Source organism: Coleofasciculus sp. G3-WIS-01 (assembly GCF_040223135.1).
In the GTDB taxonomy this organism is placed as follows: domain Bacteria; phylum Cyanobacteriota; class Cyanobacteriia; order Cyanobacteriales; family Coleofasciculaceae; genus Coleofasciculus.
The window spans coordinates 1-14,421 of sequence record NZ_JAVJZI010000198.1; the positions used below are offsets into that span (position 1 = coordinate 1).

Sequence of the window (14,421 nt, forward strand, 5' to 3'; positions counted from 1 at the left end):
CCAACGGGTCGAATTAACAGCAGCAGCATCTTTTAAAGGTCTTTTAGCTTGAGCGAGAACTCTTTTTAAAACATCAGGCTTCTTGGCTAGAAATACATCGATATCTTTAGCCCCTTTCTTGATGTTGCACTTTTCGCAAGCGTTGGAATGAGCGACTGAAGTTGGCGTAGAGAGAAAGCTGTTCTATGGGTTGATATACAATGCCCACACGGGGACTGAAGGCGTCATCACTTTGAGTGGGGGATGAACCATCGAAAAAATCAGTCTGTCGGATCGTTGCTTTTTGGTCAGCGATGTCATAGCGTCCACTCAGTAGGACTTTGAAATTGTCTGTCAGGGAAATCAGATCTTGTAGGTAAAAACCCCACTGTTGTAGCTGACTTCGACCATCGAACAGTTGGGGGATATCTTCGCTATCCGGTAAAGAAAATCCGTAAACTGGGTCGAAAATACGAATGGGGGGTGGGGCTAGGGGAGGAGCAAATGCTTGTTGGAGATCGAGATCCTGAAAGCTGCGGCGGAAATCAAACCCAACCAAGAGTTCATGTTCAACTGATCCGGTGGCAAATTCACCCACTAAGTTGGTTTGGATATCGTAGGCTTCTTCATAGATATCAAACTCGCGTGTGCTGCGGGATACCACACCCCGTTCTTCATTCACACTGCCCAGTTCAGCGGTTCGGAGAAACAGATCAGTATTGGAATACCAAAAGATGTTCCGCAGCGTCCAGTTATTATTTAAACCATGTTCTAACCGATATCCGGTCTTAAACTCTTCAGTTTCAACAAAATCATCGGGTTCATGGAAAATGCGGTCGAAGGGAATATCAGCTACCTCGTCACCAATGGCAACTAAGCCTCGGTCGTAGGGTTGTATATTATCTAAGTATTCCAATTCAACCGTGAGTTCGGTGCGATCGCTAATCAACCAGGTTACGACGGGAGCAATGAAGAATCGTTCAAACTCTTGGTCAAAGTCTCGAAAGCCATCCGACCGACGGTAGAGGGTTAACTAACGGTATTGAGTCGGTAAAGTAGGCTTCTATCTGGGGTTAACGGACCGGATATGTCAATGCTGGGTTCGATGAAACCATAGCTACCGACCGATGCTTATTGAATGAGGCGATGATTGGATGAAATAATTCACAAATTGACAATGGATAATGAACAATGTATAATGACCTATACTTAAAAGAAGAGGATTGAAATTAAGGAAAATATTTTTTAATTTCTTCGTAAACGAAGAGGTCTTAGACCCAATTAGTTAATTATCAATTATCAATTATTAATTATCCATTGATAAGTGAGTATTTTCCCAATGACCAATGACCAAAAATCAAGGAGCTGATAGATGCTAAACGAGTTAAGACCAGCCATCACTTATTATGAAACTTTTATACCGGGTAAGAAAGATGCTGTTGTTGTCTTACAGAATCTCTGACAAGCTGGTATTTTTGAGACTTATGTAATGTACGAAGGTAAAAATGAGGTTCGGATTGCAGGCAATGAGTTAGTTAAGGTGTCAGTCAGCCAGGATTGTGTCTCATTAAAAGGGATGGGAATGTCTTCCTCAGTACCCGTTACTGATCCTTTTCAACAAGTGGCAGAATTACTCAACGCTTTGCCGATTGAAGGGTGGACAGCTTACGGGTATGTGGCATTTGATATCGCTGGTTTTTATTCCTCATATTCTAAAGCAATCCAGCAAGACCTTTTATGTTTTTTCATTCCAGAGATTGAACTGCGCTTTACTGACAAGGGAGTTTATGTGAAAACTAATCGGTCAGTGGAGCAAGTTTGTAGTTTATTATGTATAGAGAGTGAAATTGCCAATTATGTGCCAAAATCCCTAGTTGTTGATTTTGGCGATCGCGAACGCTACCAAAACCAGATTACTACTCTAATTGGGGCAATCCAAAACTTAGATCTACATAAAGCTATTCTGGCTCGCTCCCTGAAAATTACTGGCGAGTTAGACGTACTAGGAACTTATATTGTTGGGGCTAAAACCAATAATTCAGCCCGTTCTTATTGCTTAAATATCGGTGATGTTCAGGCGGTGGGGTTTAGTCCAGAAATTTTAATGGAGGTGAGTAAAGATGGCTTTGTCGCTACAAATCCATTGGCAGGAACTCGACCTCGTGGTGAAAGCTTGGCAGAGGATACTCGATTCAATGGTGAGCTTTTCACAGATGCCAAAGAAGTAAAAGAACACGCGCTTTCGATTTGGTTAGCGCAAACTGAAATATCTTCACTTTGTTTGCCAGAAACGGTTCAGGTTTTTAAGTTTATGGAAGTCAAAAAATATCGCTGTGTGCAACATCTATCATCACGGGTGGGTGGTCAACTCAAACCGGAAAATACGCTGTGGGATGCGTTAAAGATTTTATTTCCCGGAATCACCGTGTCTGGAATTGATAAAGCCAAAGCTTTAGAATGGATTGACCGCCTAGAAGATGAACCTAGGGGAATTTATGCCGGGGGTATCGGCTGGGTTAATAGTGAGGGAATGGCAGATTTAGCGATCGCGATTCGTTCGGTTTATCAATATGGCAATTGTATTTCCCTAAATGCTGGAGCGGGTATTGTCGCTGAATCGATTCCGGAAAACGAATACATGGAGTCAGTTAACAAAATGAACACCATGTTGACGAATTTGGTTTTCAAGTCTAGCACTTAAGCCATGAGCCAAATAATTATCGGTCATGGACTGGAAATTCTGGAAACAAATCACATCAAAGAATACATTGAGCGCTCCGGGGAAGATTGGGAAATGGAACATTTTACAGAAACAGAACGTAGGACACCTGAGTTGGGTTCTAGCCGTATTCAATACCTTGCCGGTCGTTTGGCTGTCAAGCAAGCTGTGTTGAAAATTCTGGGTATATCTGTAAGTCCAGATATTTCCTGGCTGGATATGGAAGTGCAACGGTTGCCAACGGGTCAACCTGCCCTTTTTTTATATGGTAAATGCCAAGAAATAGCAGCAAAATTGGGTATTACTAAATGGCTACTGAGTATCAGTCATACCTCATCTTATGTTGCTGCCAGTGTACTTGCTTTTAGGGGTAATGTCACTGACTTAAGGCTGGTGGGCAATGCCCACCCTACGGTATAAGCTGTCATGCATTTAAATTGGCAATGGGTAGCGAGCAAGATGCTCGCACTACAAAGATAGATAATCATGACTAATAGCGAATAACGAATGAAATGACCTATGATTAAAAGCCCCGTTGGTATTCGCTCACTAGCAATTCGCTTTCCCCGCCTAATTCGTACTAATGATTATTGGCAAAAAACATATCAGAATCAGGGTAAACTCAAAGGAAATAGGAACTCTAGATCGACAGCTGACTATACAAACGATAACTCTGGACTAAGGATTTGGTCACAAGCGGTAGCTCCCTATTTACCTGATCCCTTCCGAGGTTCTGTTGAACGACGGGTACTTAGTGCAGATGAGTCTTCACTGATGCTGGAATGTCAAGCGGCGCAAGAGGTACTTAGTGCAGCCAATTTGAAGGCAGAAGACATTGAAGTGGTCATTGTCGCCTCCATTTTCCCTGACGAGATCGGATTCGGCAATGCTGCCTACCTTGCCCGTAAACTGAACTTGCACTGTCCGGCTTGGAATCTGGAATCGACTTGTTCAAGTGCCTTAATCGCCCTGCAAAATGCCTCTGCATTGGTGCAAACTGGAGAATACCAGAATGTATTGGTTGTGGTGTCTCATCTGGGTTCTAATGCTGTAGACAAGGAAGATTCTCTATCCTGGTTTATGGGTGATGCAGCGGGAGCATTTCTCGTCGATTCCCTCCACCCTAATCAAGGCATCCTCGGTAGTAAAATTGTACATACAGCAGCAACCTGCGAGGCTTACAGCCACGAACTGGAACTAGACCGCCAAGGGAAACCCCGGATGCGTACTCGCACCGGGGAAAACCCCAGTGTACTTGCCGAAACCGCCGTGGAATTTGTCCGTACCTGCTGCCAAGGCGCGATCGCATCGGCTGGTGTTACCCTTGACCAAATTGACTTTTTTGCCTTTAATACTCCAACAGCTTGGTATGCCAGTGTCTGTACTCAAGCATTGGGTATTGATCCAGAACGTACCCTAAATCTCTACCCGCGATATGCCAAATATTGGACCCGTCTTTCCCCTCGCGGCTCTGTACCATGCGGCACAATCCGGTAAACTGCGCGAAAACGATTTAGTTCTCGCCTACACCAACGGCGCCGCCGCCACCGCCGCCGCAACGGTAATGCGCTGGGGTGATGTCGCATTGGGTTCAGTTCCAGCACCTCCAATCAGTGTTACTCCAGCACAAGAAAAAATTCATGTCCCCGCAGGAAAGGCTACTCCAAAAGAAACGCTATCTAGAGAACAACTTCTCGCGGCTCAACCCAAAGAACAACAGGAGATACTAGAAACCTATCTTCTCAACGTTTTAGCCAGCTTACTTCAACATCCCTCATCCAATCTCACCCCTGAGCAATCCCTCGCATCATTCCTAGACTCGTTGATCGTTCTGATGCTCAAAAGCCGCATCGAAACCGATTTACAGGTGCGAGTCTCAATCGAGCAATTCTTTGGGGAAAGTACGATAACTCAACTGGCGAAACACCTACTTAACCAATTCGCTTTGGCAAACTTAATGGCGTTAGACTCAGGCTCTGTTACTGAGGTTAGTGAAGCAGAAGACAGAGAAAAATTAAGTCTTTAAAGAAATAACTAAGCTGATGTGCATTGAAATTGTGTATTTCCTGTTGCCTTCCCGTGCAATCATCCGTAAGCTCAACCCCTCACCCACGCCGGGGAGAGGGGAGCAAGAGAATCCGGTTCCCCAACTCCGTTCCCCCCTTTCAAAGGGGGGTTAGGGGGGATGGAGTTGGGGTTAGGGGATGAGGGGGAAAATGTCGAGTAGTAGATAGACACAGCTTAAAACCTTGCCAGTATTGCTTTTCACCTTAAGTTGACACCAATGCGTGCAATCCGCCCCTACACAAACTTTAAAACTTACAACTATGGACTTACATTCACTGTTAACCCATCTCTCCAATCAAGGCGTCAAACTTGCGGCGAATGGAAATTCCCTAGACGTTGATGCCCCCAAAGGGGTAATCACTCCCAACCTGCGTAGCAGCTTAGCTGAACATAAAGCTGAGATCCTTTTATTGCTGCATCAAAACACGAAGGACGCGCCTTGTAGAGACGCGCCATGGCGCGTCTCTACAATTGTGCCAGCACCCGATCAGCGTTACGAACCCTTTCCCCTAACTGATATGCAACATGCCTTCTGGGTGGGTCGCAGTGGTGTATTAGAACTCGGTAATGTCGCGAATCATGGTTACTATGAAATCGAAGGAAAAGATTTAAATTTAGACCAATTAAACCAGACGCTGCAACAATTAATTGAGCGTCACGATATGCTACGAGCCATTGTGTTACCGGATGGTCAGCAGCAGATTCTGCAAACAGTCCCTGCCTATCAGATTGAAGTCTTGGATTTGAGGGGAAAGGATGCAGAAATTGTTACGGAAAAAATAAAAGCCACGAATATCAGGCACGAGTCGTCTGCTGGGATACAGATGGACAAAGCATCAGCCAAGAAAGTCAAGATAACCCGGCTAGCAGCACCACACCGGATAACCTAGCTTACGTCATTTACACCTCAGGTTCCACAGGAAAACCCAAAGGGGTGCAAATTCCTCACGGGGGTGTAGTCAACTTCTTAACCTCCATGGAGCGCCAGCCAGGATTAACACAGACTGACGTACTCCTAGCTGTAACATCTATCTCCTTCGATATTGCTGCCTTAGAACTCTACCTCCCTCTAATTACGGGTGCGCGTGTGGCATTAGTTAGTCGGGAAGTTGCCAGCGATGGCAAACAGCTCATCGAGCAGCTCACTACTGCGGGGGCAACAGTAATGCAAGCTACTCCAGCCACTTGGCAAATGCTGCTGGCGGCGGGTTGGCAAGGTAGTTCCCAACTGAAAATCCTCTGTGGCGGCGAAGCCTTACCCCGCGATTTAGCCGAGCAGTTACTGGCAACAGGTGCTGCGGTATGGAACCTGTACGGACCGACGGAAACCACGATTTGGTCTACTGTATGTCAGGTAGAGGCAGCCAAACTGGTCAAAGCGACAGTGCCAATTGGACGCCCGATTACCAACACTCAGGTGTATTTACTCGATACCTCTGGGCAACCCGTGCCGATTGGTATTCCTGGTGAGTTGTACATCGGCGGTGCGGGACTAGCACGAGGCTATCTCAACCGCCCGGAACTGACTGAGCAAAAGTTCATTCACCATCCGGTAGCTGGGAGGTTGTACAAGACGGGGGACTTGGCGCGTTACCTGCCAAATGGCACGATTGAGTACATCGAGCGCATTGACCATCAGGTAAAACTGCGCGGTTTTCGCATTGAACTCGGAGAGATTGAGACGGTGCTGCGGCAACACCCATCCGTGAGGCAGGCAGTGGTGATGTTGCGGGAGGATGAACCAGGTAATCAGCGTTTGGTGGCTTACCTTGTGGCGCAATCTCCCCAGGATGAGCTAGCCCAGCAATTGCGTCGGTTTGTGGGAGAACGCCTGCCCAGCTACATGATACCCTCGGTGTTGGTCACGCTCGAAGCACTACCTCTAACTCCCAATGGTAAGGTAGACCGCAAAGCGTTGCCCGTACCTGAGACAACTAAAGCTAGTACCCAAGAAGCTTTTGTCCTACCTCGCCACCCAGTTGAGGAAGTAATAGCCCGGATTTGGTGTCAGTTGCTCGGTGTTGAGGCAGTAGGAATTGATCACAATTTCTTTGAGTTGGGGGGACATTCCCTGTTAGCTACCCAAGTCATTTCTCGAATTGAGAAGGCTTTTGGGGTTGAACTTCCTGTACGCTGCTTGTTTGAATCCCCCACTTTGGCTGAACTCGCCGCCAGGGTTCAAAAGTTGATGCACAGCCAATCGGAACAGCCAATCCCTCCGATTGAACGAGTCTCTCGCGACGGGGTGCTACCGCTTTCTTTTTCTCAATATCGTCTCTGGTTGCTGGAGCAACTACAGCCAGGTAGTATTGCCTACAATATGGCAACTGCCCTACACCTTGTTGGTTCCCTCAATGTGGCAGTGCTAGAGCAAGCTTTAAATGAAATCGTGCGCCGTCACGAAGCTTTACGCACTAACTTCTGTGTGGTTGATGGGCAACCGATTCAAGTGATTACTCCATCCCTAACAATGAATCTGTCAGTCAGGAACCTGAGCGAGGTGTCAGAGGCTGAGAGAGTACAAAAAGTTCAACCGTTAGTCAAACAGTGGAGCCAACAACTCTTCGACTTAACCCAAGGTTCGTTGCTGCGATCAATGCTGTTACAGCTGGACCAACAGGAACACTTGCTCGTGTTGAGTTTACATCATATTGTCGCTGATGGCTGGTCATTTGGAGTGTTTTTCCGAGAACTGACAACCCTGTACAATGCCTTCTCTCAAGGGCAACTTTCCCCATTGCCAGAGCTACCCATACAATATGCAGATTTCGCCGTCTGGCAGCGACAGTGGTTGCAGGGGGAAGTGTTAGAAACTCAGCTAACTTACTGGAAGCGACAACTGGGAACAATCCCGCCCATACTGAAATTCTGTAGCGATCGCACCAGCTCCTCCACCCCATCCTCTACCGGGAAAAAGCACCGCTTTGCCTTGTCCTCAGCCTTAACAGAAGCACTCAAAAAACTCAGTCAAGGGGAAGGCGTCACCCTGTTTATGACTCTATTAGCGGCGTTCAAAACCTTACTCTACCGCTACAGTAAGCAAGAGGATATTGCCGTTGGTTCACCCATCGCCAATCGCAACCGACAGGAAACGGAGGAACTGATTGGATTTTTTGTGAATACTCTTATCCTACGCACTGATTTATCGGGTAATCCCAGTTTTCGGGATGTTTTAATGCGGGTGCGGGAAGTCGCTTTGGGAGCTTACGCCCATCAAGATTTACCCTTCGAGAAGCTCATGGCAGAGTTACAGCCAGAGCGTCATCTCGGACACAATCCCCTGTTTCAAGTCTGGTTTGTCCTCCAGAATGCTCCCATACCAACTGTAGAACTTCCAGGTCTAACGCTCAACTTTATAGAAGTAGAAACTGAGGTAGCACGGTACGATCTAAAGCTTGATTTAACAGAGACACCCGCAGGTTTAACAGGTTTCTTTGAGTATAAAACCGACTTGTTTGAAGCGTCTGCGATCGCTCCTATGGTTCGATTGTACGAAATGTTGCTCGATACGGTTATCCAACAGCCCGACATTCAGATTAATTCCCTAGTGGAAGTCTTGGAAAATTCCGAAAAGCAGCAGCAGCTTATCCAAGAACAAGAGTTCAAAAAAGCACGCCGTAAAAAACTCGGAAACATCCGACGAAAGCAAATTAAACGTTAAAAGTAAAAAGTCAACATCACTCCTGACTCCTGAACTCTAAGATTATGAAATTCAAAACAACTAGACGCCAAGCCGTCAAAGTATCGCCAACCGACCTAGTTAAAGTTACATTGTTTCAGCCGGAACAGCCGCTGCCTTTAGTGATTCAACCCGCCGTTGAAGGCATTAACTTGGTCACTTGGGTAGCCAGCAATCGAGATCTGATCGAGACTTGGCTGTTGCAGCATGGTGGTATTTTGTTCCGGAACTTTGACATTACAGAAGTCACTCAATTTGAGCAATTTATTCAAACCATTTCTGGACAGTTGCTAGACTATTCTTATCGTTCAACCCCGCGCAGTCAGGTTAGCGGTAAAATCTATACTTCAACTGAATATCCAGCTACTCAATCAATTCCTTTACATAATGAGATGGCTTACTCTTTGAGCTGGCCCATGAAAATCTGGTTTTGCTGCCTAAAATCAGCTCATTATGGAGGACAAACACCGATTGCAGATAGTCGAAGAGTTTTGCAACGCATCGATCCCAAGATTAAAGATAAATTTATCAAAAAAAAGGTTATGTATGTGCGAAATTACGTTGACAAACTAGACCTTTCATGGGAAAATGTATTTCAGACAAAAAATAAATTAGAATTAGAACAGTACTGCCAGAATGCGGGCATTGAATTCGAGTGGAAAAAGGGTAATCATTTAAGGACTCGTCAAGTCTGCCAAGCCGTTGCCACACATCCTAAAACAGGTGAAACGGTGTGGTTTAACCAAGCTCATTTGTTCCATGTCTCCAGTTTAAACTCAGAAGTCCAGCAAACATTGCTTTCAATCATGGAAGAAGCAGACATTCCCCGCAATGCCTATTACGGTGATGGCTCTCCAATTGAAGCTTCTGTCTTAGATGAAATTCGTGAAATTTATAATCAAGAAACGGTTATTTTCTCGTGGCAAGAAGGAGATATTTTGATGTTAGATAACATGATATCTGCTCATGGACGAAAGCCCTTCATCGGTGCGCGGAAAGTTATCGTTGGAATGGCAGAGCCTGTTGTTATTTCAAAATAGAAAAAATTCATAAAACGATTTTCAGCTTGGGATAACTATAGCATTGGTCAGAAAAATATCTTTGACTAAAATGTTCAACTCAAAATAATGGAGTTAAGACTATGCAAGGTGTATCGATACAGGGATTTAGACTTTCGCCTCAGCAAAAGCATCTGTGGTTACTACAGCAAGGTGTAAACAGTCAACCTTATCGCGTTCAATCTGCTGTTATCATTGAAGGAAATCTCAATTTCCTACTTTTAGAATCAGCCTTACAAAAGGTTATTGAGAAGTACGAGATTCTCCGGACTAATTTTCAGGCGTTACCGGGGATGAATGTTCCCCTGCAAGTTATCACCGCTAATCGCTTACCAATTCTTCACTACCATGACTTGACTGATCTAAATCCGGAAACACAACATTCTCAAATAGAGGCGCTGTTGAACGAGATGAAGCAGCTACATTTTGATGTTGAGAAAGGGGCTGTTTTAGATATTGCTTTGGTGATTATTGCACCTAATAAGCAGATATTGCTGGTTAGCTTACCAGGGATGAACTCGGATGCGGTAAGTATCGAGAACTTTGTCCGTGAAACTAGCTGTTTTTATGCCGCCGATTTGCAAAATCAGGAATGGGTTGATCAGCCATTACAGTATGTTGATATTGCCGAATGGCAAAATGAATTATTTGCTGGGGAAGAAGTAGAAGTAGGTAAAAAGTATTGGCAGACAAAAGATTTATCAGGTTTGGCGAATTGGCAGCTTCCTCAGGAAAATATACCTGCACAAAAGTTGGATTTGAACCTAAATTTATTCAGTTTGATTTAAATTCGGAAAAGGTAGCCAATCTAGATGCGATCGCGCCAAACTACAACACCTCAATTTCTGTGCTGCTTCAGGCTTGCTGGGCTATTCTGCTCTGGCGTCTGACTGGAGGGTCAAATGTAATTCTTGGCACCTATTTTGATGGGCGAAACTATGAAGAACTAGAACCGACGTTAGGACTGTTAGCTAAATATTTACCGATTGATAGTCATTTAGACGATACAACTCCATTAAGTGACATATTCAAACAAATTGATGAATCTACCCATAATGCCTGGAAATGGCAAGAGGCGTTTAATTGGGAACAGGTTGCAGGTGTGACTGAACAAAACTTGGGTTCCTGCTTTTTCCCCTATAGTTTTGAATTTAGAGAACAGTTTGGTCAATATACTGGGGCTGATGTATCATTTTCTATTGACCAGCAATACGTCTGTATTGAGCCGTTTAAAGTAAAACTTTCTTGCCGGAAGCGCAATGATAATTTAGTTACTGAATTCCACTATGATGCAAACGTGTTTCACAGAGAAGATATTGAACGCTTGGCAAGATACTTTCAAACCTTGTTAGTCAGTGTCATCGCCAAGCCTGATGTTACTATTGGTGAGTTAGAAATTTTAAGTCTGAGCGCTCGCTATCAACTGCTCGTTGAGTTCAATAACACCCAAAGTGATTATTCCAAACAGCTTTGCATCCATCAATTCATCGAGCAACAGGCAAGACAAACGCCTGATAGGATTGCAGTTTCTATTGAAAATGAACAACTAACTTACGCCCAACTCAATACCCGTGCGAATCAACTCGCCCATCACCTGCAATCACTAGGGGTTAGTGCTGAAACTATTGTAGCTCTGTGTGTGGAACGTTCCCTGGATATGATCGTCGGCTTGTTGGGTATTCTCAAAGCAGGTGGAGCGTACCTTCCCATTGAGCCGATTGTTCCGCGCGATCGCATCACGTTCATGGTACACGATGCCCAAGCATCAGTCATCTTAACCCAACAGCATTTAGTTGAACACTTTGGTGAAGAAACCGCAACGCTTCTATGTCTCGATGCTGACTGGCAGACTATTGCCCAACAGCCACAAGAGACTCCCCCTTGTCCAGCAATGCCTGAGAATTTAGTCTATGTCATTTACACATCAGGTTCAACGGGCAAACCCAAAGGCGTCGCGGTTGAGCATCGCCAACTCGTCAACTATTTCCATGGCATTTTGGCAAGATTGGACGTGCCCCAGGGGGCTAGCTTTGCCACCGTGTCTACTTTAGCGGCAGATTTGGGAAACACGGCGATTTTCTCAGCCTTGTGTACGGGTGGATGGCTGCATATCATCTCCCAGGAACGCGCAACCAGTCCAGAGGCATTGGTAGAGTATGGTGAAAGCCATCGGATTGATTATCTTAAAATTGTTCCGTCTCACTTAAACGCTCTATTAACAGCGTCTCACCCAGAGAAGATTTTGCCCCGAAAATACCTGATTTTGGGCGGTGAAGTGCTGAGTTGGCAGTTGGTTGAGAAAATCCAGCAGTACGCACCCACTTGTCAAATCCTGAACCACTATGGACCAACGGAAACCACTGTCGGCGTCTTGACGTATCCTGTCCATGAGCGAATTAGGGATAAATCTAAGACAGTACCCATAGGATGTGCGATCGCTAATACTCAAATTTATATTCTCGACCATTATTTGCAACCCGTACCAATCGGAGTGCCGGGAGAGCTGTATATTGGTGGGGATAGTGTGGCGCGAGGCTATGTCAACCAGCCACAACTAACGGCTGAGAGATTTATTACGAATCAAGCTACTTAAAGTTAGTCCATCAGACCACATTCTTCTATTCACGATTCATCACATTGTCTGTGATGCCTGGTCAGTTGGGGTATTGATTCGGGAATTCACCCAGTTGTACGACAGCTTTGTCCGCCAAGAACCATCACCTCTACCCGAATTGCCAATCCAATACGCCGACTTTGCCAATTGGCAGCGTCAGTGGCTTCAGGGAGATGCATTAGACGCCCAACTGTATTACTGGCAACGACAATTAGCGGGTATCCCGGCAACCTTACCCTTACCCATACAACGCCAGCCCCCCGCTATTCCTACATTCGGCAGCGCTAACCAGTCATTCCACCTCTCTAGTGCCACCAGCGAACAACTCCAAACCCTCAGTCGCCAAGAGGGAGTTACCCTGTTCATGACGTTACTGGCAGCATTTCAAACCCTGTTGTATCGCTACAGTCATCAAAAAGACATCGTTGTTGGCACCGATGTTGCCAATCGTAATCGCCAGGATATTGAGCCACTGATTGGCTTTTTTGTCAATCTCTTAGTGCTGCGGACTGACTTATCCGGTAATCCTAGCTTTCGGGAGTTACTTGAGCAGGTACGAGACGTAGCATTAGCCGCTTACGAACATCAAGACTTACCTTTTGCCAAGTTAGTAGAAGTTTTGCGTCCGGATCGCAATTCGAGTCATACCCCCCTATTTCAAGTATTGTTTGTGCTGCAAAATGCGCCTTTACCTGACTTAACGCTTTCAGGATTAACGGTCAAACCCATAGAAATAAATACAGAAATTGCTCGATTCGATTTAGCTCTGTTTATGGAACAAACCGATACCGTAATTATTGGCAGGTTTAAATATAATGCTGATCGGTTTGAAGCAAAGGGAATTACCCAATTTTGCCATCACTTTGAAACGCTGATCAGTCGCATTCTCAAAAACCCTGACACCAGAATTGATACGTTAGAACTGCTTAGTGAAGCTGAAAAACAAAAACAAATGACAGAACAAACCCAGCGGAAACAAGTCAAATTTAGCAAATTTAAATCTATCAAACCCAAAGCCGTCAGTTTACCCCAACGGCAATTAATTAAGACCCGTACTTTTCAACCTGGACAATCCTTACCGTTAGTCATCGAACCCGATAGCGCTGAAATAGACCTAGCCGACTGGTCAACTAGCCACCGAGAATTCATTGAAACTAACTTGCTCAAACATGGAGCTATTTTATTCCGGGGATTTAATCTTAATTCTGCTGCCGATTTTGAAAAGGTTGCCAATGCCATACACCCGGATTTATTTGGAGACTATGGAGATTTACCCCGCGAAGGAGTCAGCGGCAAAGTTTACGGTTCTACCCCTTATCCATCCGATAAAACTATCTTATTTCATAATGAAAGTTCTCACTTGCATCGTTTGCCGCTAAAAATTTGGTTCTTCTGCATTCAACCCGCCCAACAGGGTGGAGAAACCCCTATTCTTGACTGTCGGCAAGTTTATCAGCGACTCAATCCTAAATTGCGAGAAAAATTTGAGCAAAAGCAATTAATGTATGTTCGTAACTACACGGAAGGATTAGATGTAAGCTGGCAAGATTTCTTCCATACCACGAATAAAGCAGAGGTGGAAAACTACTGTCGTCAAGCCGATATGGAGTTTGAATGGCTAGAGAATAATGGTTTGAAAACGCGCAAAATCCGCCCCGCTGTCGCCAAGCATCCTAAAACTGGAGAGTTGGTATTTTTCAATCAGCTTCAGTTGCACCATATATCTTGCTTAGACTCAGGCGTTCGCCAATCATTATTGTCTCTATTTGGAGAAGATAAGTTACCGCGTCATGTTTACTACGGCGATGGAACGCCGATTGAGGAGTCAGTTATGGAATAAATTGAAGCAATTTATCAAGACAGTAAAATTAGTTTTACATGGCAGAAAGGAGATCTACTGATGTTAGATAATATGCTGACGGCTCACAGTCGCAATTCTTATGTCGGTTCTCGCAAAATCGTTGTCGCCATGGCAGATTTAATCACTCTAGCATGAGCTATCTTGCTTTTATTCTCGTCACAGATAGGGTCAAAGATAGCAGTTTTTCTGGGGGACTAGCCCCCCATACCCCCCGTGCAAAAAAAGCTCTCGCATCCTCTGGTCTCCCCCGTGCAAAAAAAGCTCTCGCATCCCCTGGTCTCCCCCGTGCAAAAAAAAGCTCTCGCATCCCCTGGTCTCCCCCTTTTTAAGGGGGACGGAAGGGGGATCTATAAGGGGGACGGAAGGGGGATCTATAAGGGGGACGGAAGGGGGATCTATAAGGGGGACGGAAGGGGGATCTATAAGGGGGACGGAAGGGGGATC

9 protein-coding genes and 3 pseudogenes are annotated in these 14,421 nt (G+C 45.2%); 10 read left to right on the forward strand and 2 right to left on the reverse strand.

All coding sequences use genetic code 11. The annotated features are described in order from the left end of the window. Together RIM23_RS20495 and RIM23_RS20500 are read right to left on the reverse strand one after the other, a co-directional pair. Positions 1 to 141, reverse strand: a pseudogene (locus tag RIM23_RS20495) (RNA-guided endonuclease IscB); the annotation flags it as partial. After that, positions 107 to 928 (reverse strand): TonB-dependent siderophore receptor, encoded by an 822-nt coding sequence (locus RIM23_RS20500; protein ID WP_446368945.1) that lies wholly within the window; start codon positions 926 to 928, stop codon positions 107 to 109. The gene RIM23_RS20500 and the pseudogene RIM23_RS20495, both read right to left, overlap by 35 nt. Before the next feature lie 423 nt (positions 929 to 1,351). On the opposite strand from RIM23_RS20500, the pseudogene RIM23_RS20505 reads away from it, so the two are divergent. From RIM23_RS20505 to RIM23_RS20550, 10 genes and pseudogenes are all read left to right on the forward strand, one after another. Continuing rightward, positions 1,352 to 2,680 (forward strand): annotated as a pseudogene (locus RIM23_RS20505) (anthranilate synthase component I family protein). 3 nt (positions 2,681 to 2,683) lie between these two features. Then, a complete protein-coding gene (locus RIM23_RS20510; protein ID WP_446368946.1) occupies positions 2,684 to 3,118 on the forward strand; it encodes a holo-ACP synthase in 435 nt (144 codons plus the stop codon). A gap of 99 nt (positions 3,119 to 3,217) precedes the next feature. Beyond that, positions 3,218 to 4,195 carry a 3-oxoacyl-ACP synthase III family protein gene (locus RIM23_RS20515; RefSeq protein WP_446368947.1) on the forward strand — a complete coding sequence of 326 codons (978 nt, stop codon included), beginning with the start codon at positions 3,218 to 3,220 and terminating at the stop codon, positions 4,193 to 4,195. Next, positions 4,134 to 4,724 (forward strand): acyl carrier protein, encoded by a 591-nt coding sequence (locus RIM23_RS20520; RefSeq protein WP_446368948.1) that lies wholly within the window; start codon positions 4,134 to 4,136, stop codon positions 4,722 to 4,724. Before RIM23_RS20515 ends, RIM23_RS20520 begins: the two co-directional genes overlap by 62 nt. Before the next feature lie 301 nt (positions 4,725 to 5,025). Further along, positions 5,026 to 5,655: a TubC N-terminal docking domain-related protein gene (locus RIM23_RS20525; RefSeq protein ID WP_446368949.1), complete on the forward strand. Its 630-nt coding sequence runs from the start codon at positions 5,026 to 5,028 to the stop codon at positions 5,653 to 5,655. Then, entirely contained in the window at positions 5,601 to 8,426 is a 2,826-nt protein-coding gene (locus RIM23_RS20530; protein WP_446368953.1) for an amino acid adenylation domain-containing protein, read from the forward strand. The genes RIM23_RS20525 and RIM23_RS20530 overlap by 55 nt, the downstream gene beginning before the upstream one ends. 44 nt (positions 8,427 to 8,470) lie before the next feature. Then, positions 8,471 to 9,484: a TauD/TfdA family dioxygenase gene (locus RIM23_RS20535; protein ID WP_446368950.1), complete on the forward strand. Its 1,014-nt coding sequence runs from the start codon at positions 8,471 to 8,473 to the stop codon at positions 9,482 to 9,484. 101 nt (positions 9,485 to 9,585) lie between these two features. After that, on the forward strand, positions 9,586 to 10,290 hold the full coding sequence (locus tag RIM23_RS20540; protein WP_446368951.1) for a condensation domain-containing protein: 705 nt from the start codon (positions 9,586 to 9,588) through the stop codon (positions 10,288 to 10,290). Further along, positions 10,218 to 12,095: a non-ribosomal peptide synthetase gene (locus RIM23_RS20545; RefSeq protein WP_446368952.1), complete on the forward strand. Its 1,878-nt coding sequence runs from the start codon at positions 10,218 to 10,220 to the stop codon at positions 12,093 to 12,095. The genes RIM23_RS20540 and RIM23_RS20545 overlap by 73 nt, the downstream gene beginning before the upstream one ends. A gap of 34 nt (positions 12,096 to 12,129) precedes the next feature. Next, positions 12,130 to 14,112 (forward strand): annotated as a pseudogene (locus RIM23_RS20550) (condensation domain-containing protein). The last annotated feature ends 309 nt before the right edge of the window (positions 14,113 to 14,421 follow it).